Origin of the sequence: Ferdinandcohnia sp. FSL W7-1320, from assembly GCF_038050315.1 — a bacterium.
GTDB lineage: Bacteria > Bacillota > Bacilli > Bacillales > Bacillaceae_L > Ferdinandcohnia > Ferdinandcohnia aciditolerans.
The window spans coordinates 387,562-407,707 of record NZ_JBBPAM010000001.1; the positions used below are offsets into that span (position 1 = coordinate 387,562).

A 20,146-nucleotide genomic window follows, 5' to 3' on the forward strand; every position below is an offset into this window, starting at 1 on the left:
TGGGAAATAAACATAAATAAGGAAGATGATTATATGATAGTAGTAGCAAGTTACAAGCAATTGAAAGATGCACAAAATGCGATTGAAAACTTAAACAAGACAAAGCCAACTATTTATAAAAAATTCATAAATATCATTAAGTTAACCCGTCGAATGCAGTATGGGTATCAATATATGGGCTCATTAATTATGGGGGAAATCCAACCAATGTCCTCAGAAGATTATGTAGCATCTGTTTATCAAAGAGAAGTTGAAAAACTAAGAGCGGATGCAAAATTTAATGAATTGAGAGAAATGTTGAATACGCATAAACAGCTTAGTTATGTAAATATCAGTAAATTAGCATTAGGTGAAAATCCAACAGCATTAGTTGGTCCATCTTCAATCCGTTCATAAGGCAAAAGACAAATGAATAAACCACTGGAAAGAGTGGAGAGTAAGGGTGTATTGGACTTTGATTCAATTCACCCTTTTGTTTTGGATGGAACTACCCTTTTTTTGTATAAAATAAGTATAAAGAGTATTTCGACTATTTAATTCCCGTTTGAAGTAAGCGCTTTATTTTAGTAGAATGATATTGTTATCTTTAATGAGTACAAAGGGAGGCGAAGTAGAATGGTAGTACCTTACAAACATGAACCATTTACTGATTTTTCAATTGAGGAAAATATGAAAGCGTTTGAGGCCGGTCTGAAGACTGTAGAATCATATTTAGGCAATAATTACGACCTAATTATAGGTGGTGAACGCATCTCAACCGAAGACAAAATCGTCTCTGTAAACCCTGCTAACAAAGAGGAAGTAGTTGGCCGTGTGTCAAAAGCAAACCGAGAGCTAGCTGAAAAGGCTATGCAAGTTGCGGATAAAACATTCCAAACGTGGAGAAAGTCAAGCCCGGAAATGCGTGCTGATATTCTTTTTAGAGCAGCAGCAATCGTTCGTCGTCGCAAGCATGAGTTTTCTGCTTTACTCGTAAAAGAAGCGGGTAAACCTTGGAATGAAGCAGATGCAGATACAGCAGAAGCTATTGACTTTATGGAGTACTACGGACGACAAATGTTAAAATTAAAGAATGGAATTCCGGTAGAAAGCCGTCCAATTGAACATAATCGTTTTACTTATATCCCACTAGGTGTTGGGGTTATCATTTCACCTTGGAACTTCGCTTTTGCGATTATGGCCGGTATGACTACGGCTGCATTAGTTTCTGGTAATACGGTGTTACTGAAACCAGCAAGTACAACTCCAGTAATTGCTGCGAAATTCATGGAAGTTCTAGAAGAAGCAGGGTTACCTGCAGGGGTTGTCAATTATATCCCTGGAAGTGGCTCTGAAGTGGGTGACTACCTTGTAGATCACGCAAAAACTCGTTTCATCAGCTTTACTGGATCACGTGATGTCGGTTTACGTATATATGAGCGTGCATCCAAATTGAATGATGGCCAAATCTGGTTAAAACGTGTCATCGCTGAGATGGGCGGTAAAGATACAATCGTCGTTGATAAAGAAGCTGATCTAGAATTAGCAGCTAAATCCATTGTTGCATCAGCATTCGGATTCTCTGGACAAAAATGTTCAGCATGTTCACGTGCAGTTATCGTGGAAGATGTATATGATGAGGTACTAAGCCGTGCTGTTGAATTAACAAAGGAACTAACAGTGGGAGACCCTACTCAACAATCAACCTATATGGGGCCTGTTAATGACCAAGGTGCTTATGACAAGATTATGAGCTATGTTGAGATTGGGAAGAAGGAAGGGAAACTTCTTCATGGTGGAGAAGGTGATGATTCTAAAGGCTGGTTCATCCAACCTACAATCTTCGCTGATGTGGAAGAAGAGGCACGTATCATGAAAGAGGAGATATTTGGTCCTGTAGTCGCATTCTGTAAGGCACGCGATTTTAACCATGCAATTGACATTGCAAATAACACAGAGTATGGATTAACAGGTGCAGTTATTTCAAACAACCGTGCAAATATCGAAAAAGCAAAGGAAGACTTCCACGTGGGTAATCTCTATTTTAACCGTGGATGTACGGGAGCAATTGTAGGCTATCAACCATTTGGTGGCTTCAATATGTCTGGAACAGACTCAAAAGCAGGTGGCCCAGACTATCTTCTTCTTCACATGCAAGCTAAAACAATATCTGAAATGCTATAAAAATAAACGCCCTTTCATCACATGAGAGGGCGTTTTAATGTTTAATGGTGGTGATGTCCTTTTTTAGGATTGGTAATTACAAATTGCTCTTCTGGAACGTAGAAGAATTGAATCCATACACCATCTAAAAATTCCGCATCCCTCGTATCAAGAAGGACTTCAATATCCTTATCGGTTTTGACAATTTCATCATGCTCTGTAGGGTTATCAAACTGAAGGGCATAATGGGCGTGGTCACCGTGTACTTCTGTGATTACCACGCGAAGCATTTTTCCTTCTGATTCTTCACTTTCGAGCATTTTCTTCATTGTTTTTGCAGCATTACGATTAATTTTTACATTCATGTCGATTCTCCTGTTTTTTTATTAAAATTTTATACTACTTATTTTCTCAGTATTTCTGAAAAATAACAAATATATAGCCTTTTTCTGAAAAAAGTTCGATTTAATTTTATTAGTTTCGATGAATAGTTATTAGATTATTAGATTTATATTGCAAATTTACACTAAATTTATGAATAATTATACATTCATTATTTGTTTTTGCAATATTCGCCCTGTTCTGTAAGTTATCATATGTTAAGATTTATAAGTGTTTATTTTGAGCTGCAGTTAATATCGAAAAATGGGAATTATCATGAAATTGTATATGACTGCATAGGGATAGGATTAGCGAAACCTTGAGGGGGGTGAAGGTATGGAATATAGTTTAACGGGTGTCACATATTTTTGGCTGTTCGTGCCGATGCTTTCGTTAATTGTATTATCAACTATCACATTATTTACTGACAAAGGAGAGGATGTCTAAACATGGATATTAACGTACAAACGTTAACAGCAATTATTATCTATCTTGTAGGAATGCTGGTCATCGGTATCCTTGCTGCAAGAATGACAAAAAATTTAACCGACTATGTACTGGGTGGAAGAAGGTTAGGTGCAGGGGTTGCAGCCCTTAGTGCTGGATCGTCTGATATGAGTAGTTGGCTCATGCTCGGTTTACCTGGTGCAATGTATGCTGGTGGAATGGGTGAAATATGGATTGCAGTTGGTTTGGCAATAGGTGCTTATCTGAACTGGCAATTTATTGCGAAGCCTTTCCGTGTGTATACAGAGGTTTCAAATGATTCGATAACGGTTCCTGACTATTTTGAAAATCGATTCCGTGATGGAACAAAGCTACTACGTGTTATTTCCGCGGTTGTTATCTTAGTATTCTTTACCTTCTATACTTCTGCAAGTCTTGTAGGTGGAGCAATTCTTTTAGAAAGCTCATTTAAAATGGACTATGAACTCGCCCTATGGGTTGGAGCTGCCGTCATACTTTCCTATACTTTCTTTGGTGGTTTCTTAGCTGCAAGTTGGACTGATTTTGTTCAAGGAATCTTGATGTTCCTAGCATTAATCATCATTCCAATCGTCGTGATCTACGAACTTGGTGGATGGGGTGATACAGTCAATCAAATCGGTGCTATCGACACATCTTATCTAGATGTTATGTCTGGTGCTACTACACTTGGAATTATTTCATTATTAGCGTGGGGGCTAGGTTATTTTGGTCAGCCACATATCATCGTTCGATTTATGGGTATTAAATCAACAAAAGAGATTCCAAAAGCGCGTTTTATCGGAATGACTTGGATGGTATTATCACTATTTGGCGCAATCTTTATTGGATTTACGGGTATTGCTTATTTCGCTGATGCACCTTTAGCTAACTCAGAAACAGTGTTTATCGTTTTTTCACAAGTATTATTTAACCCATGGGTTGCTGGATTCTTACTAGCGGCGATCTTAGCAGCCATTATGAGTACAGTTGATTCGCAGTTACTTGTTTCTTCAAGTGCATTGACCCAAGATTTCTATAAAGCTATCTTTAGAAAGGAAGCTAGTCAGAAAGAAGAAATGTGGGTTGGTAGAATTGCCGTTCTTGTAATTGCAGTAATTGCTATTTTCCTAGGGTATGACCGTGATAGCAAGGTATTAGATCTTGTTGGATATGCTTGGGCAGGATTTGGAGCTGCATTTGGTCCTGTTATCATTCTCTCCCTGTTCTGGAAACGGATGAATCGTTGGGGAGCGTTAGCCGGAATGATCGTAGGAGCAGTTACAGTTGTTGTCTGGAGTATTCTTTCTACACCTAAATTGAATGAGGCTGGAGAGGTTATTAGAGAAGCAGTCATTCCATTTAGTTTGTATGAAATTGTTCCAGGTTTCCTACTTGCCACAATTACGATTATCGTTGTCAGCTTAGTTACAAAGGCACCATCACAAGAAATCCTTGATGAATTTGACGCAGTAAAAGAGAAACTGAAAAAAGCATAGAAAAGTATTCTTATAGATTGAAAACGAGAGGCCGTTATTTGCATTGTAGCAAATAGCGGCCTATTTTATTAGATTTCTAATTCCTTATATCATTCTTGGGATGTAGAAAATCAAAATGAAAGTCGGAATAAGATTTTGACAGGCCAAGTAGGAAATCCAAAAGTGAGTCAGAAAACGGTACATATTTGGACAGACTAATTGGGAAGAGCCTGAAGAGAGTCAGAAAAAGGTTTAGATTCTGCCAGGTCAAGTCGTAAAATCCAAAAGTGAGTCAGAAAACGGTACATATTTGGACAGGCTGATAGGGGAGAGCCTGAAGTGATTCCAATTAAGATGGATTCGGATAAAATGAAGGACATTTCTTTTGTTGCCTATGTAAGCGAGGTCACTCATAATTATTTTAATAGGATAATAAGTTGCGAGGAGCCAGGATATGTCATCAATAAAGATTAAAGAAATTACAATCGAAAATTTTTATGAGTGCATTAGCTTAAAATTGGGCGAAGGGCAGGATAAGAAAATTGAGCCTAATGTATTTTCAATTGCAGAGTCTAAGGTAAATCCTTGTTATACACCGTATGCAATTTATTTGGAAGAAGTTGTGATTGGATTTGTCATGACGGATTATGATCCATCACTTGAGCCCAGAAATAAATATTGGGTTCCAAGGTTGATGATTGATGTTCGATACCAAGGAAAAGGCTATGGTAAATCCGCGATGAAAAAAATTATTGATCAATTAAGAACAAATGAAGATTGTGAGTGTATCCGTCTATCAACAGAGCCAGACAACATAGTAGCTTTACGATTTTATGAATCCATCGGATTTGTAAATACGGGTGAGATGTTAAATGGAACAGAGATTATTTTAGAATTAAATCTAAACTAGACAAATAATGCCGTTAGTTGCTTGTACTAAACAATTAACGGCACTTCTTTAAGATATTAGATCCCTAATCCTTCAAGGTATTCGTTGACTTGCTCAGGTGTTTTCGCGTTAGCACTGTGTAAGTGTCCTAGCTTTTCTCCACCTTTATAATATAGAAGACTTGGGATTCCCATTACATTATACTTTTCAGCGATTTCAGGGAACTCGTCCTTATCCATGCTGTACCAAGGAACACTATTGTGAGTTTCGAGAACCTCACCAATGAACGCTTCAAGTCGTCTGCAATCAGGGCACCAAGTTGTATCAAATTTTATAATGGCACCTTCAGATTGAATAATCTCATTAAATTGTTCAACAGAAGTAATCCTTTCCATTCCAATCACTCCACATCCTGTATTTTATCAATCCTACTATACCAATTCCCTATTTAAAAGAGAAATAATCTGCCCAGCCAGAAGTTTCGAGTTGTTTCTTGTCGAAATCGGGAAGAATGAGGGAGGAACTATTGCCGAAACGGTGAAAATTTTGATATTATCAGTATATTGTATGGACGGTGGAGGTGAAGGGAAAATGTCGAGGATTTCGATTGAAGAAGTTAAACATGTTGCTAACCTAGCGCGTTTAGCTGTGACAGAGGACGAAGCGAAGATGTTCCAACAACAGTTAGATGCGATTATTTCATTTGCTGAACAATTAAATGAACTAGATACAGAAAATGTGGAGCCAACTTCACATGTTCTTTCCGTGAAAAATGTAATGCGTGAAGATGTTGCAAAAGAAGGATTACCAGTTGAAGAAGTTTTGAAAAACGCACCAGATGCGAAAGATGGACAGTTCCGTGTACCATCTATCATTGAATAAAGGGGGGAGACAAAGTGTCACTTTTTGATCACAAAATTTCAGAATTACAAGCACTTTTACATAAAAAAGAAATTTCAGTATCAGATCTTGTAGATGAATCATTCAAGCGTATCAATGCGGTTGATGATAAGGTACAAGCTTTTTTAACATTGAATGAAGAAAATGCAAAAGAATACGCGAAGCAATTAGATGAAGCACTTGGAAACAGTGATGAATTAGGCTTATTATTTGGTATGCCAATCGGTGTTAAAGACAATATTGTAACCAAAGGCGTTCGTACAACGGCAGCAAGTAAAATACTAGAAAACTTTGATCCGATTTATGATGCAACGGTCGTTCAAAAGCTTCAGAATGCTCAATCAGTTACGATTGGTAAGTTAAACATGGATGAATTTGCAATGGGTTCTTCCAATGAAAACTCAAGCTTTAAGGTAACAAAAAATCCATGGGATCTAGAACGTGTTCCAGGAGGGTCTAGTGGTGGATCTGCAGCAGCGGTTGCGGCTGGAGAAGTATTATTCTCACTTGGTTCTGATACCGGTGGTTCCATTCGACAACCAGCAGCTTTTTGTGGAGTGGTTGGATTAAAGCCTACGTACGGAAGAGTTTCACGTTTTGGTTTAATCGCTTTTGCATCTTCATTAGATCAAATTGGACCAGTTACACGCACAGTTGAGGATAATGCCTTCCTTTTACAAGCAATTTCTGGTGTTGATCCAATGGATGCAACTTCTGCGAATGTCGACGTACCAAACTACGTATCTGCTTTAACGGGTGATGTTAAAGGCTTGAAAATTGCTGTGCCTAAGGAATATCTAGGTGAAGGTGTAAATGAGGAAGTTCGTCAATCTGTTCTTGACTCACTTAAGGTTCTTGAAGGACTTGGCGCAACATGGGAAGAGGTTTCACTTCCACATTCAAAATATGCATTAGCAACGTATTACTTATTATCATCTTCAGAAGCATCAGCAAACCTTGCACGCTTTGATGGCGTTCGTTATGGATACCGTACAGATAATGCAGAAAATCTCATTGAGATGTACAAGCAAACGAGAAGCGAGGGCTTTGGTGACGAAGTAAAACGTCGTATCATGCTCGGAACCTTTGCGTTAAGCTCAGGCTACTATGATGCTTACTATAAAAAGGCACAAAAAGTTCGTACATTAATCAAGAAAGACTTTGAAGATGTACTTGAAAAATATGATGTCATCATTGGACCTACTACACCAACTCCAGCGTTTAAAATTGGTGAAAACATGGACGACCCACTTACAATGTATGCGAATGATATTCTAACCATCCCAGTGAACCTTGCAGGTGTACCAGGAATATCGGTACCATGTGGATTCTCAAATGGATTACCACTTGGTCTGCAAGTTATTGGTAAACATTTTGATGAAAGTACAATTTATCGTGTTGCAGATGCGTTTGAAAAAGCAACCGAACATCATAAACAAAAACCACAATTGTAAGGGGTGAAAACAGAGATGAAGTTTGAAACAGTTATTGGGTTGGAGGTTCACGTTGAACTTAAAACCGAATCAAAAATATTTTCAAGCGCACCGAATGAATTCGGAGCAGCGCCAAATACATTAACTAGTGTCGTTGAATTGGGGTACCCAGGTGTACTTCCAGTTATAAATAAAAAAGCTGTAGAGTGGGCGATGAAGGCTGCAATGGCTTTAAACTGTGAGATTAACCAGGAAACAAAGTTCGACCGTAAAAACTATTTTTATCCGGATAACCCAAAGGCCTACCAAATCTCTCAATTTGATAAGCCGATTGGTGAGAATGGTTGGATTGAAATCGAAGTAAATGGCGAAAAGAAAAAGATTGGAATTACACGTCTTCACCTAGAGGAAGATGCGGGTAAACTTACTCACTCTGGTCGTGGTTATTCATTGGTTGACTTGAACCGTCAAGGAACACCATTGATTGAGATTGTATCTGAGCCAGACATTCGTACACCTGAGGAAGCATATGCCTACTTGGAAAAACTAAAATCAATCGTCCAATACACAGGTGTATCTGATTGTAAAATGGAGGAAGGCTCACTTCGTTGTGATGCTAACATCTCACTACGTCCAGTCGGCCAAGAAGAGTTCGGTACAAAAACGGAACTTAAGAACTTAAACTCATTTGCATTCGTTAAAAATGGTCTTGAATATGAAGAGATCCGTCAGGCTGAAGTTTTATCTGCAGGTGGCGTAATCGAACAAGAAACACGTCGCTATGATGAATCTTCAAAATCAACTATTTTAATGCGTGTAAAAGAAGGTTCAGACGATTACCGCTACTTCCCAGAGCCAGACTTAGTTGAACTTTATATTGACGATGAGTGGATGGAAAGAGTTCGTGCAGAAATTCCTGAGCTTCCAGATGCTCGTAAAAAGAGATATATTGAAGAACTGGGACTACCAGAATATGATGCATCTGTTTTAACTGTAACGAAGGAAACATCTGATTTCTTTGAAGAAACAGTAGAAAGTGGCGCTGATGCAAAACAAGCCTCAAACTGGATTATGGGTGAAGTTTCAGGGTACCTAAATGCCGAGCAGAAGGAATTACATGAAATTGCCTTAACTCCAGCAGGACTTGCAGGTATGATTAAACTAATCGAAAACGGAACAATTTCTTCTAAAATTGCTAAAACCGTCTTTAAAGAGTTAATTGAAAATGGCGGAGATGCTGAAACAATCGTGAAGGAAAAAGGACTTGTTCAAATCTCTGATGAAGGTGCTCTAACAAAGATTATCGTTGAAGTGATCAGTAACAACCCTCAATCCGTCGAAGATTTTAAGAGTGGTAAAGGGAAAGCGATTGGTTTCCTAGTTGGCCAAGTTATGAAACAAACAAAAGGACAAGCCAACCCACAAATGGTAAACAAAATTCTTGCTGAAGAAATGAATAAATTATAAAAGACGAAGACCTACTTATTTTTAAAAAGTAGGTCTTTTTTTTGGTTGCCAAGCAACGGTGAGTTTTACGGTATACGGTCGGTTGAAATAGCGGAGTAGGATGTCCCGCAAGCGAATTCTACAGGTACAGGCTTGAATGAAATAGCGGTTCAGCTGCCCATAAGAGAGCTCTCCCAGTACAGGCTTGGCAGAAATAGTGTGTGGCATGTGCCACAAGAGAGCACTACCGGTACACGGCTTGCAGCAATAGTGCGCAGCTTGTATCGCAAGAAAGCTCTCCCGGTACACGCTCGATAGAAATAGAGTGTAGCATGTCCTGCAAACGGTGCTTATTGATAAACCATTGGCAGAAAAATATATTTATGCATTACGCATGAAACCTTCTCAGGGTCCTAATCGTAAACTAAATATAAGCGTTTTCACTCAAGGGGGTGCGAAGATGGATTTGATATGGATGATACTTGGAGCGATTGTAGTTCTTTATATTTTAATCATGATTCCGTTCCAATATCGAAATATAGCTGCAACGAAGGAAGAATTAAAGAAAACGAAAAAAACACATAATGAATTGTATGAGGACATGTCCTTCGAGGAGCAACAATTACAGTATAACCTCCAAGGGAATTTGTTAAATCTGCCATCAACATTAATCGCAGCATTAATATATAAATTACGTCATCGAGATAGTTAATTGTTTAGGAGACCTTCAAGTTTTGAGGGTCTTTTTTCGTGACTTTAAATTTTTTTATAAAAAGTGTAGGGTATAGTAGGGTTAAGTTCGTCTAATAGGGTAGAGAAAAGAGAAGGGGGGAGAGCGCAATTCAGGATGAGATTCTGATTGAAAAGGTAAAAGCAGGCGATGAGCACGCATTTCGATTATTTATCGAAAAATATAAGAATCTAGTATTCAAGGTAATATATTCAGTTTTACGACATGAAAAGGATGCCGAGGATGCGTCGCAGGAAGTGTTTCTAAAAATCTATTATGCTCTCCCCCAGTACAGTTCGCAGGGCATTAAAGCATGGATGACACGGATTGCTATGAACCACGCAATTGATGTAAAGCGGAAGAAACTTCGGCAGCAAGAAATGGTTCTTGAACCGGATGACCTCCCGACATTCTCTTCCCCAGAGGAAAATGTTGTATTGCCACTTTTACAAAAAGAACAAAGAGAACTGGTCAAAAATCGGTTACACGATATGCCTACGAATTATCGTAAAGTGATTGAAGCTTATTACATAGCAGAAAAAAGTTATAAACAAATTGCAGAAGAGCAACAGGTCGAAGTAAAGACGGTTGAAACCAAATTATACCGAGCTAGAAATTGGATGAAAAAACATTGGAAGGAGGATGATTTTAGGTGAGACATTACAGAGACGAAGAATGGTTAATGTACATGAAGGATGAATTAGCAGAATCAAGGCGGGGAGAACTTGAAGATCACCTGTATTCCTGTGACCAATGTTTAGAAATATATATGAAACTAGTAGAGGACCAAGCAGTTGAGCTTCCGGATCTTGAAAATATTCATTTTACAGACGAGGTAGTAATGAAGCTACCGGTGAACAAGGAAAAACAAAAGAAGTCTATTTTACAAAGTCCGATATTCCATTATGGTGTTGCGGCAGTTGTAACATTATCATTAATGTCAACTGGAGTCTTCCAAAGTATGACGGGTATAGTGGGGACAGTGGAGGCATCTAGCTTTTCTAAACAAAGACAATCTGTTTCAACTAGTTTGATGGAAAAAGCTTTATCGGTTTTTGACATAATCAATACAGATCAAGAGGAGGGAGAAAAATGAGTTATAATCCAGTGCTGGCATTTTTCCTATCATTTATTCCAGGTGTTGGACATTTTTATGTGAATCGAAAGATAAGAGGGTTTGTTTATGGAGTGGGTACAGTCGGGCCTATATTAATAGGAATCTTTGGATGGATGATGACTGGATTTGAAGATCCACTTTTAGTTGGGCTCATCTTTGCATTTTTTGTAGCGGTTATTAATGTATTCGATATGGTTATCTTTCTATTACGAAATAATAAGCAAAACCAAAAGCAGCAGGTAGTTCAATCGGGAGATGAACAAGTTATTGTTACTAGATCGGATGATTCAGAACGTTTCTATACAATTATTCTTTCGTTTATCCCGGGGTTAGGGCATTTTCAACTAGGCTTGCTAAACCGTGGATTAACCTTTCTTATCGGATTCTTCGGATTGGGAACCATGGTTGTGTTTATTTCCATTTTTACAGATCAAGGGGCATTCTTGGTATTTTTAGGGATTCTACCAATTTTGTGGGTATACAACATGTTTGATGCGATTCAGTTAATAGGGAAAAAACACCGTGGAGAAGAGTTAGTTGATAAGACCATAATCGAGGATTTTGAGGAAACAAGACGTGAGCAAGGGCGTAAAAGCAAAACGCTAGCAACAATTTTAGCCATTTTCCCGGGAGCAGGGCATTTGTATCTTGGCCTTCAAAAACGAGGTATACAGCTGATGGCTGCCTTTTTATTCGCGATTTATATTTTAGATGTTCTGAGGTTGTCATTATTTCTGTTTTTAATCCCCATTATTTGGTTTTATAGCTTTTTTGATGCCCTACAAAAGGTGTCAAAGCATGGAGAAGATGACCTTGAGGATGTTCCGGTCGTTTCCTATATTGTCAATCACCAAAAATGGGTCGGATTTGGGCTAATTGCCTTAGGGATTTACTATTTACTCGTAAATGTTGTCCTTCCTACGGTGGGTCCTACGATTATGAGAGTTTTCAATTTTGATGTTCAATATTTTTACTATAATTACTTCCAAGGCACGATTATTTGTATCTTACTCATTGGTGGTGGCTTGAAGTTGATGGTAGGAAGTAAAAAACGGAAGGAGAATGCGTAATGCGAAAGTGGCGGGTTGGTTCAGTTTCAATGGGGTTATCTTTAGTCTTGCTTGGGATTCTTCTTTTCCTATCACAGCTAAAAGGAATGCAAATGATGGAGCCTCTGCTTGTGTGGTGGCCAATCATTCTAATCGTGTTGGGAATAGAAATTGTCGTCTATCTATTTATGTCAAAGCAGGAAAATCCAATTGTTAAATATGACTTTTTAAGTATTCTTTTTGTTGGGATTATCGGAACAATTGGAATCGGGTTTACCTTGTTATCATCTATAGGGCTTGTTGATGAGGTTCAAGGCGTGATTGGGGCAGAGCACCGTACAATGGATTTGCCAGCAATTGAGGAAAAGTTGGCAAGTGATATCAAGCGTGTGGTCCTTGAAACGAACGGAGTAACAAGCAAAGTCGAAGGATCTACTGCGAATGAACTTCATGTATTTGGCGTGTTCCGTGCAACGGTCCACCCGAAGGCAGACCCAATCATTGCAGAAACAAAGGATTATGTATTTACAAAGGTTGTCGGGGACACTATGTACGTGACATTGAAAGAACCTGCAGATCAGACGGGGCCATTTTCTACATATGCAACAATTGAGCCCACGATTATTGTGCCAAGTTCGATTAGACTAGAGGTTCGAGGTGAACATAATAATGTCTCACTTTATCCGGGCTCACTTGAAAATAACTGGGTTGTAGATGGAGTGTCAAATGTATCGATTCATGTGAATGATAAGAGTGACATTCTGTTGTCAGCTGTTTCGAATAATGTCCTTGAGAATGGAAATATGAAATGGGATAAAATTGATACAACTGAACGTGGTGGAATTGAAGAGGTTTACGAGGAAAGTACCACCGAAAAATTATACAAAGGCACAAAAAAGTTGGGCGAAGGAACATATAAGTTATCGATTTTTAATAGTGATCTTGTAACAGTAAATCTAGTTGAAAAAATGTAAGAAAAGGTTTTGCGCTTTGGCCTTGGCTAAGCGCATTTTTGTGTAATAAGCGTAAGTTAAAAGGGGCAACTTAATAGTGTTTTTTGAATATAAATGATATAGTAAATAGGTGTGGTAGAATTGGATTTTTTTGCTAATGGACCAAATTGATTAAATCATTTGGTTAAGCTATGATGTAAATGAAATATAAAGATTATCTTTTTTAGGATGATGAAAATGAAAAGAGCTCGTATTATATATAACCCTACCTCTGGTAGAGAATTGTTTAAGAGACATCTGCCCGAGGTGTTAGAGAAGCTAGAAAAAGCGGGATATGAAACCTCATGTCATGCCACGACTGGGGCTGGCGATGCAACAAATGCGGCCCAAATTGCGGTTGAAAGAAAGTATGACCTTGTAATAGCTGCAGGTGGCGATGGAACCATTAATGAGGTTGTAAATGGCTTGGCTGAGCAGGAATATCGTCCAACACTCGGAATCATTCCTGTTGGAACAACGAATGACTTTGCACGCGCAATTGGAGTTCCTCGAAATATTGATGGTGCTTGTGACGTGATTGTAGAAGGAAACTCTGTTCCAATTGATATCGGCCGTATAAATGATAAGTATTTTGTTAACATTGCAGGTGGAGGAAGGCTAACTGAGTTGACCTATGAGGTACCAAGCAAACTGAAAACGATGCTTGGGCAGCTTGCCTATTATTTAAAAGGGATGGAGATGCTTCCTTCGATCCGTCCAACTGAAGTTAGTATTGAGTACGATGGGAAGCTGTTTGAGGGTGAGATCATGTTATTTCTTGTATCCTTAACGAACTCTGTTGGAGGCTTTGAAAAGCTGGCACCAGACTCCTCATTGAATGACGGCTTGTTTGATTTGTTAATTTTAAAAAAGGCAAACCTTGCCGATTTTATTAAGGTCGCGACTTTGGCAATTCGTGGAGAGCATATCAATGACCCACATGTTCTTTACACAAAAGCAAATCGTGTTAAAGTAAATCCTACTGAAAAAATGCAAATCAATCTTGACGGGGAATATGGCGGCTTGCTGCCAGGTGAGTTCGTAAATCTGTACAAACATATAAATGTGCTAGTATCAAAAGAAAAAGCAGAAAAGATGGATTGAAATCTGGCGTGAGCCAGATTTTTTTGGTTTGGATAAGGGTAAGGGCAAGCGAGTGAATCGTGCCCGATTAGCGGCGAAGGAAGGCAAAAGGGGAATGCAAGCAAATCAGCCCTGCCTAAGCACGAAGGGGAAATTGGATAGCATGGACGATGCTAAGCTTTGAATACGTTTTGCTAACTCTAGATCTGAATACTTAATACCCAAACCTCCCCCACACATTGGCGTAACCTCCCTCCGATATGTTACAATCAGTTCAGCATTTTGAACGCAAAGGAAGAATACACAATGACAAAACTGAAACCGCCAGTTGAAAAAAATACTTACTATGATGTCACATTTGAGGATCTTACCCATGATGGAGCAGGTGTGGCTAAAATTGAAGGCTTTCCGATCTTTGTTCCGAACGGTCTACCAGATGAGAAAGCAAAAATCAAAGTTACCAAAGTCAATAAAGGCTACGGCTTTGGCCGTCTAATAGAGATTTACCAAAAAAGCGAATATCGCGTCGATGCTCCGTGTCCGATATATAAAGAATGCGGGGGCTGTCAGCTTCAACATCTCAGCTATGAGGGACAGTTAGTTGCGAAACAAAAACAGGTTCAGGAAGTATTAACACGCATCGGTAAGCTACAAAATATCAAGGTTCACTCTGTTCTTGGAATGGATAATCCATGGCGATATCGGAACAAGGCACAGGTTCCAGTAGCAGACCGTGAAGGCGGCCTAGTTGCAGGGTTTTACCAACAGCGAAGCCATGAAATCATTGATATGGAAGCTTGCCTTATCCAACAAGAGAAGAATGATTTGGTTGTGCAAACAGTGAAAACAATCTGTGAGAAGTTTGGAATACAGGCCTATGATGAGAAGAATAACAAAGGTACTCTTCGTCACATTATGGCACGTTATGGCTTGGTTTCTGGAGAAATTATGGTTGTACTTGTCACTAGAACGAGAGAGCTTCCACAAAAGAATAAAATCATCTTAGAGATTACTGAAAACTTGCCAGGTGTTAAATCGATTGTACAAAACATTAACTCCAAACAGACGAATGTGATTTTTGGAAATGAAACAAATGTCCTTTGGGGTGAAGAATATATTTACGATAATATTGGTGATATCAAGTTTGCGATCTCTGCAAGATCGTTTTATCAGGTTAATCCTGAACAAACAAAGGTACTGTATGACAAAGCGTTGGAGTATGCAGGGTTAACAGGGGAAGAGACAGTTATTGATGCCTATTGTGGAATTGGTACTATTTCATTATTTTTAGCCCAGAAAGCAAAGAAAGTGTATGGAGTTGAAATTGTTCCTGAAGCGATTGAGGATGCGAAGCGGAACGCTGCCCTAAATCATATCGATAATTCAGAGTTTGCGGTTGGAGAGGCAGGGGTTGTCATTCCAGCTTGGTACAAAGACGGAGTTAGGGCGGATGTCATTGTCGTTGACCCTCCTCGTAAGGGTTGTGATGAGGCGTTATTACAAACGATTTTAAAAATGAAACCGAAGAAAGTTATTTATGTTTCATGTAACCCAGCAACTCTTGCAAGAGACCTTCGAATTTTAGAAGATGGTGGGTATAAAACAGCCGAGGTACAACCTGTAGATATGTTTCCGCACACTGTTCACTGTGAAGCAGTCGCAAAATTAATTATAAAATAGATACTAAATAAATAAACATGAAGCGGGAGGAAAAGGCTGATGGTTAAAGAAAAATTAAAAGCTAAGATTATCGAAATTGTGGATAATCAGATTAACATAAATGACCCAAAATGTACCAAAGAAACCTTGGAACGATTGGTCAACTCAGGTTTCTCAGAAATGGAGTCTAAAGAAATGATCGGCAGAGTGCTTATTGAAGAAATGTACGAACTTTTGAAAAACCAAGTTCCTTTTAATGAAAAGCGCTATGCAGAGAAATTAAGTATGCTTCAGTAGAGTCCTGTCCTAATATATAAAAAACTTTACGAAAGCCCCCATTAAACTATTTATGGGGGTTTTTTGATGCTGAGCTTTTTAGCCTTAAAAACAATCTGTACTAATCAATCATTTTCGTAAAAGCCCATTTTCAATCAAACGTTTGTTTAACGGATTAGCCCAGATGTATCAACGACTTGCAATTTCAATTAAACGTTTGTTTGAACTGGATTAATCGTGTTAAGCGAGCGGAAATACGAACTGTACTAGTCGAAAAATTGTAAAAAAGTGGGGCTAATTCGCAGGATGATGTGGACTGCGGAGGAGATTCTAGTAGTAAAAGGGGGGAAATCTATGGAGTTAGCATATAAAGGTACAAACAAAATGATAATTGGGATTGTATTTGGTGTTATTACATTCTGGTTATTTGCGCAAGCAATGGTCAATGTAGTCCCTGCCGTGCAAGAGGATTTAGGGATTTCACTTGGGACGCTGAACATCGCCATAAGTTTAACAGCACTATTCTCAGGGTTGCTTATCGTGGCTGCAGGTGGTTTAGCTGACAAAATAGGTCGTAAAAGGATTGCCTATTTTGGATTTATCTTAAGTATTGTCGGTTCACTATGTCTGTTAATGGCTCAAGGGTCTGTATTACTAATTATGGGACGTATTATTCAAGGTGTTTCAGCAGCATGTATTATGCCATCAACAATTGCATTAATGAAGGCTTATTTCGAGGGAGCAGAACGACAACGTGCACTCAGTTTTTGGTCCATTGGTTCCTGGGGAGGGTCAGGGGTTGCTTCTTTTGCAGGTGGCACAATCGCGACATCTTTAGGATGGAGATGGATTTTCGTATTTTCGATTACTTTTGCAATCGTTGGGATGTTTTTATTAAAGGATACACCAGAAAGTAAACAAGAATCCTCAGGTTCTTTTAAATTCGATTACTCAGGCTTAGCAATTTTTATCGTAACGATGATCGCACTAAATGTGTTTATTACATATGGGGCAGATTTAGGATGGACAAGTCCAATTTCGCTAGGCCTTGCTGCAGTAACAATAATAGGTCTTCTCCTTTTCATTAAAGTAGAGAAGAATAAAGAAATTGTTCTTATTGATTTTGCTTTATTTAAAAATGCGCCTTATACTGGTGCAACTGTATCCAACTTCTTGCTGAATGCGATTGCTGGTACATTAGTTGTAGCGAATACGTATGTACAAGTGGGTAGAGGTTTTAATTCTTTTCAATCGGGTATGTTGTCCCTCGGTTATTTAGTAGCGGTATTGGCAATGATCCGTGTTGGGGAAAAAATCCTACAAAAAGTAGGCGCAAAAAAGCCAATGGTTTGGGGCGCTACTATTACTACGATTGGTGTAGGTGTCATGGGATTAACATTCTTATCTGATCTTGCTTATACAGTTGTTGTGTTTATTGGATTTGCATTATTTGGATTAGGACTTGGAATCTATGCCACCCCTTCAACAGATACTTCTGTATCAAATGCGCCATCTGAAAAAGTGGGGGAAGCCGCTGGTGTTTATAAAATGGCAAGTTCACTAGGTAGTGCATTCGGTGTTGCAATTTCTGCTACAGCTTACGCGGCAATAGCAGCTAATGGGAACCTAGAATTTGCAGCTACGGTAGGAATCATTGTTAATGTCATCTTCGGTATTTTATCGATACTATCGATTATTATGCTGGTACCAAAAGATGCAGGAAAAACAACTAAAGAGGTTAAACCAAATCCTGCTTCTAACAAAACACCAACTAAAGAGCCCATTTTAGAATAGTCGAAAAGGAGAACAGCCAATGAAAGAACAATTGATGGAAATGTTAGAATCACGAAAGGATGAAATGATTGAAATCCGCAGACATTTACATGAAAATCCCGAACTATCCTTTAAAGAAGAAAAAACAGCACAGTATATTTTAGATTTTTATAAAGGGAAAGATGTAGAGGTTCAAGCCAATGTTGGGAATGGTTATGGAATTGTCGTGACAATAAAGGGGGGGAAGTCTGGAAAAAACATTGGCCTGCGTGCAGACTTTGATGCGCTTCCTATTGTCGAAGAAACAGATGTACCGTTTAAATCAAAGACTGAAGGTGTGATGCATGCGTGTGGTCATGATGGGCATACAGCGTATTTGTTAGTACTAGCAGACTGTTTAATTCAATTAAAAAATGAAATACCCGGTACAATCAAAATTATTCACCAGCATGCCGAAGAGGTTCCGCCGGGTGGGGCAAAAAGTATCGTGGAATCTGGTATTCTTGATGATTTAGATCATGTATTCGGCATCCATCTACTTCCACTAGGTCCGGCAGGGACAGTTGGGTATCATGCAGGATATTCATTTAACGGAAGAGCTTATATGAAATTAAAGGTCCAAGGTAGAGGTGGCCATGGCTCATCGCCACATTTGGCAAATGATGCGATTGTGGCAGGGGCGCATTTTGTAACAGCCGTTCAAACAATCATTAGCCGTCGTTTAAGCCCATTTGAAAATGGTGTTATTACGATAGGTTCATTTGATGGTAAAGGAACATTTAATGTCATCAAAGATAGCGTAGAGCTTGAAGGTGACATTCGTTATATGACGGATGAAACAAAGGAAAAAATTGAAAAAGAAGTGAAACGTCTTGCCCGTGGACTTGAAGAAGAATTCGGAGTAACATGTGAGCTAACTTACAAAACGGATTATCCTCCCCTATACAATGATCCAGAATTAACAGGAAAAGTTGCAGAGTATCTAAACAATGCAAATGACAAAGACATTAAAGAAGTGAAGGAATTTCCAGCAATGGCACCATCTGAAGATTTTGCTTATTATGCAGAAAAGTTCCCTTCTTGTTTCTTCTATATTGCATGTACGCCAAAGGGGGATAAGGATCCCTATTTCAATCATCATCCTAAATTTGATATTGATGAAGATGCCCTCCTTGTCGCTGCAAAGGCAGTGGGAACTGTGGTTTGTGGATTTTATGAATTAGATTAGGGTACTTATCCAAAACAAAGCCCATTCAACAAGTGATATGTTGGATGGGCGTTAGCCTTTTTAGGATAAAGGCATTTCTCTCAAATTTGTACGAACTTGTTTAACAGATTTTTTCTTTTGCGACAGCCTTACGTAGATATTATTAGATAATAGTGAAACGATGATTAAGATTGTACCAAGAAGATCGAACATCGTTACCTGATTACCCTGAAAAATCGAAATCAAGAGTGTTGTAACGGGAACAAAGTTAATGAACAGCAATCCATTTAATGGTGATAATATGCTCACACCAATATTCCAACCGAGTAATGCAATCACCCCAGGAAAAATAATCATAAATAATAAATGTGGGCTAACAGTTAGCATACTTTCTACTGTTGGGACAGTTAAAGAGCCGAACAAAGTTGCACCAATTGTAATTACAATAGCAGTAATTGTTCCAAGTAAACAACTTAAGGTTGAATAACGCAATGCAGACCAACCACTAAATTCACTACCACCCATCGTGTAAATGACCCATCCTATTACGGCAATGAATATTAGTAATGAAGGTATAAAGTCATCAGTTGCTCCAAGAAAAGCTCTAACATCACCTTTAGTAATCACCAACATCGCGCCAATGAATGATACGATTACACATCCTAATGTGAATAGTTGCGGGCGTTTCCTAAAAATCATCCATACGATTACAACGGAAATCATCGGCATTAGGGATTCCATAATTGATGCGACCATTACTCCGGAAGCACCTAATAAATCTTCACCCCAGAAGATAAAAAGATTATAGACGGTGAATGCCATCGTGCCGAAAAACCATAATTGAAGTCCTTTTCCTTCAAAGCGGAAAGCTTGCTTTCCTTCTTTCCATAATAAGATGGCCACTAATATAATAGTTACAGCGCCATAACGAATGATTGTAAAATAAAAGGGATCAAGATGTTTAAATGCCGCATGAGCTACAGGAAACATTGCTCCCCATGATACCGCTGCAATAAAACACAAAATCGCTCCGATTAGTACACTATTTTTCACTTTCCTCTACCTCTTTCAATAAGTTACGATAATCATCATCTTAAAACGATTTGTATATCTTGTAAAATGAATA

The 20,146-nt window shown here is 38.7% G+C and carries 20 protein-coding genes; 17 read left to right on the forward strand and 3 right to left on the reverse strand.

Going from position 1 to position 20,146, the window contains the following annotated elements; translation table 11 throughout:
* Positions 1 to 33 precede the first annotated feature (33 nt).
* Both NST91_RS01940 and pruA read left to right on the forward strand, forming a co-directional pair.
* Positions 34 to 396 carry a hypothetical protein gene (locus NST91_RS01940; protein ID WP_341329774.1) on the forward strand — a complete coding sequence of 121 codons (363 nt, stop codon included), beginning with the start codon at positions 34 to 36 and terminating at the stop codon, positions 394 to 396.
* Between the two features lie 219 nt (positions 397 to 615).
* A complete protein-coding gene (pruA, locus tag NST91_RS01945) occupies positions 616 to 2,163 on the forward strand; it encodes an L-glutamate gamma-semialdehyde dehydrogenase (RefSeq protein ID WP_341329775.1) in 1,548 nt (515 codons plus the stop codon).
* A 41-nt stretch (positions 2,164 to 2,204) separates the two neighbouring features.
* On the opposite strand, the gene NST91_RS01950 is transcribed toward pruA, so the two are convergent.
* On the reverse strand, positions 2,205 to 2,507 hold the full coding sequence (locus NST91_RS01950; protein ID WP_121449498.1) for an iron-sulfur cluster assembly accessory protein: 303 nt from the start codon (positions 2,505 to 2,507) through the stop codon (positions 2,205 to 2,207).
* 465 nt (positions 2,508 to 2,972) lie between these two features.
* Between NST91_RS01950 and putP the strand changes: the two genes are divergently transcribed.
* Both putP and NST91_RS01960 read left to right on the forward strand, forming a co-directional pair.
* Positions 2,973 to 4,487 (forward strand): sodium/proline symporter PutP, encoded by a 1,515-nt coding sequence (gene putP, locus NST91_RS01955; protein ID WP_341329776.1) that lies wholly within the window; start codon positions 2,973 to 2,975, stop codon positions 4,485 to 4,487.
* Between the two features lie 433 nt (positions 4,488 to 4,920).
* Positions 4,921 to 5,376: a GNAT family N-acetyltransferase gene (locus NST91_RS01960; protein WP_341329777.1), complete on the forward strand. Its 456-nt coding sequence runs from the start codon at positions 4,921 to 4,923 to the stop codon at positions 5,374 to 5,376.
* Positions 5,377 to 5,432: 56 nt separating this feature from the next.
* On the opposite strand, the gene NST91_RS01965 is transcribed toward NST91_RS01960, so the two are convergent.
* Complete coding sequence (locus tag NST91_RS01965; RefSeq protein ID WP_121449495.1) at positions 5,433 to 5,750, reverse strand: thioredoxin domain-containing protein; 318 nt, start codon at positions 5,748 to 5,750, stop codon at positions 5,433 to 5,435.
* Between the two features lie 196 nt (positions 5,751 to 5,946).
* Here NST91_RS01965 and gatC point away from each other — a divergent pair, with 196 nt between their 5' ends.
* From gatC to NST91_RS02030, 13 genes are all read left to right on the forward strand, one after another.
* On the forward strand, positions 5,947 to 6,237 hold the full coding sequence (gene gatC / locus NST91_RS01970) for an Asp-tRNA(Asn)/Glu-tRNA(Gln) amidotransferase subunit GatC (protein WP_121449523.1): 291 nt from the start codon (positions 5,947 to 5,949) through the stop codon (positions 6,235 to 6,237).
* A 14-nt stretch (positions 6,238 to 6,251) separates the two neighbouring features.
* Positions 6,252 to 7,709 carry an Asp-tRNA(Asn)/Glu-tRNA(Gln) amidotransferase subunit GatA gene (gene gatA / locus NST91_RS01975; RefSeq protein ID WP_341329778.1) on the forward strand — a complete coding sequence of 486 codons (1,458 nt, stop codon included), beginning with the start codon at positions 6,252 to 6,254 and terminating at the stop codon, positions 7,707 to 7,709.
* A 15-nt stretch (positions 7,710 to 7,724) separates the two neighbouring features.
* A complete protein-coding gene (gene gatB, locus NST91_RS01980) occupies positions 7,725 to 9,155 on the forward strand; it encodes an Asp-tRNA(Asn)/Glu-tRNA(Gln) amidotransferase subunit GatB (RefSeq protein ID WP_341329779.1) in 1,431 nt (476 codons plus the stop codon).
* A 439-nt stretch (positions 9,156 to 9,594) separates the two neighbouring features.
* The gene (locus NST91_RS01985; RefSeq protein ID WP_341329780.1) at positions 9,595 to 9,846 is read left to right on the forward strand and encodes a DUF3949 domain-containing protein; all 252 of its coding nucleotides are present in this window, start codon (positions 9,595 to 9,597) and stop codon (positions 9,844 to 9,846) included.
* A gap of 191 nt (positions 9,847 to 10,037) precedes the next feature.
* Positions 10,038 to 10,520, forward strand: a complete 483-nt coding sequence (locus NST91_RS01990; protein ID WP_445724502.1) for a sigma-70 family RNA polymerase sigma factor — start codon at positions 10,038 to 10,040, stop codon at positions 10,518 to 10,520.
* Positions 10,517 to 10,960 carry an anti-sigma factor gene (locus NST91_RS01995; RefSeq protein ID WP_341329781.1) on the forward strand — a complete coding sequence of 148 codons (444 nt, stop codon included), beginning with the start codon at positions 10,517 to 10,519 and terminating at the stop codon, positions 10,958 to 10,960. Before NST91_RS01990 ends, NST91_RS01995 begins: the two co-directional genes overlap by 4 nt.
* A complete protein-coding gene (locus NST91_RS02000; protein WP_341329782.1) occupies positions 10,957 to 12,051 on the forward strand; it encodes a hypothetical protein in 1,095 nt (364 codons plus the stop codon). Before NST91_RS01995 ends, NST91_RS02000 begins: the two co-directional genes overlap by 4 nt.
* The gene (locus NST91_RS02005) at positions 12,051 to 13,004 is read left to right on the forward strand and encodes a hypothetical protein (protein ID WP_341329783.1); all 954 of its coding nucleotides are present in this window, start codon (positions 12,051 to 12,053) and stop codon (positions 13,002 to 13,004) included. Before NST91_RS02000 ends, NST91_RS02005 begins: the two co-directional genes overlap by 1 nt.
* A gap of 216 nt (positions 13,005 to 13,220) precedes the next feature.
* On the forward strand, positions 13,221 to 14,126 hold the full coding sequence (locus NST91_RS02010) for a diacylglycerol kinase (protein ID WP_341329784.1): 906 nt from the start codon (positions 13,221 to 13,223) through the stop codon (positions 14,124 to 14,126).
* 285 nt (positions 14,127 to 14,411) lie between these two features.
* Positions 14,412 to 15,785 (forward strand): 23S rRNA (uracil(1939)-C(5))-methyltransferase RlmD, encoded by a 1,374-nt coding sequence (gene rlmD / locus NST91_RS02015; RefSeq protein WP_341329785.1) that lies wholly within the window; start codon positions 14,412 to 14,414, stop codon positions 15,783 to 15,785.
* A gap of 39 nt (positions 15,786 to 15,824) precedes the next feature.
* Entirely contained in the window at positions 15,825 to 16,061 is a 237-nt protein-coding gene (locus NST91_RS02020; RefSeq protein WP_341329786.1) for a hypothetical protein, read from the forward strand.
* Positions 16,062 to 16,394: 333 nt separating this feature from the next.
* On the forward strand, positions 16,395 to 17,834 hold the full coding sequence (locus tag NST91_RS02025; protein WP_341329787.1) for an MFS transporter: 1,440 nt from the start codon (positions 16,395 to 16,397) through the stop codon (positions 17,832 to 17,834).
* Between the two features lie 19 nt (positions 17,835 to 17,853).
* Positions 17,854 to 19,041 carry an amidohydrolase gene (locus NST91_RS02030; RefSeq protein WP_341329788.1) on the forward strand — a complete coding sequence of 396 codons (1,188 nt, stop codon included), beginning with the start codon at positions 17,854 to 17,856 and terminating at the stop codon, positions 19,039 to 19,041.
* Positions 19,042 to 19,101: 60 nt separating this feature from the next.
* Here NST91_RS02030 and NST91_RS02035 read toward each other — a convergent pair whose 3' ends face one another.
* Positions 19,102 to 20,073, reverse strand: a complete 972-nt coding sequence (locus tag NST91_RS02035; protein WP_341329789.1) for a DMT family transporter — start codon at positions 20,071 to 20,073, stop codon at positions 19,102 to 19,104.
* Positions 20,074 to 20,146 lie beyond the last annotated feature (73 nt).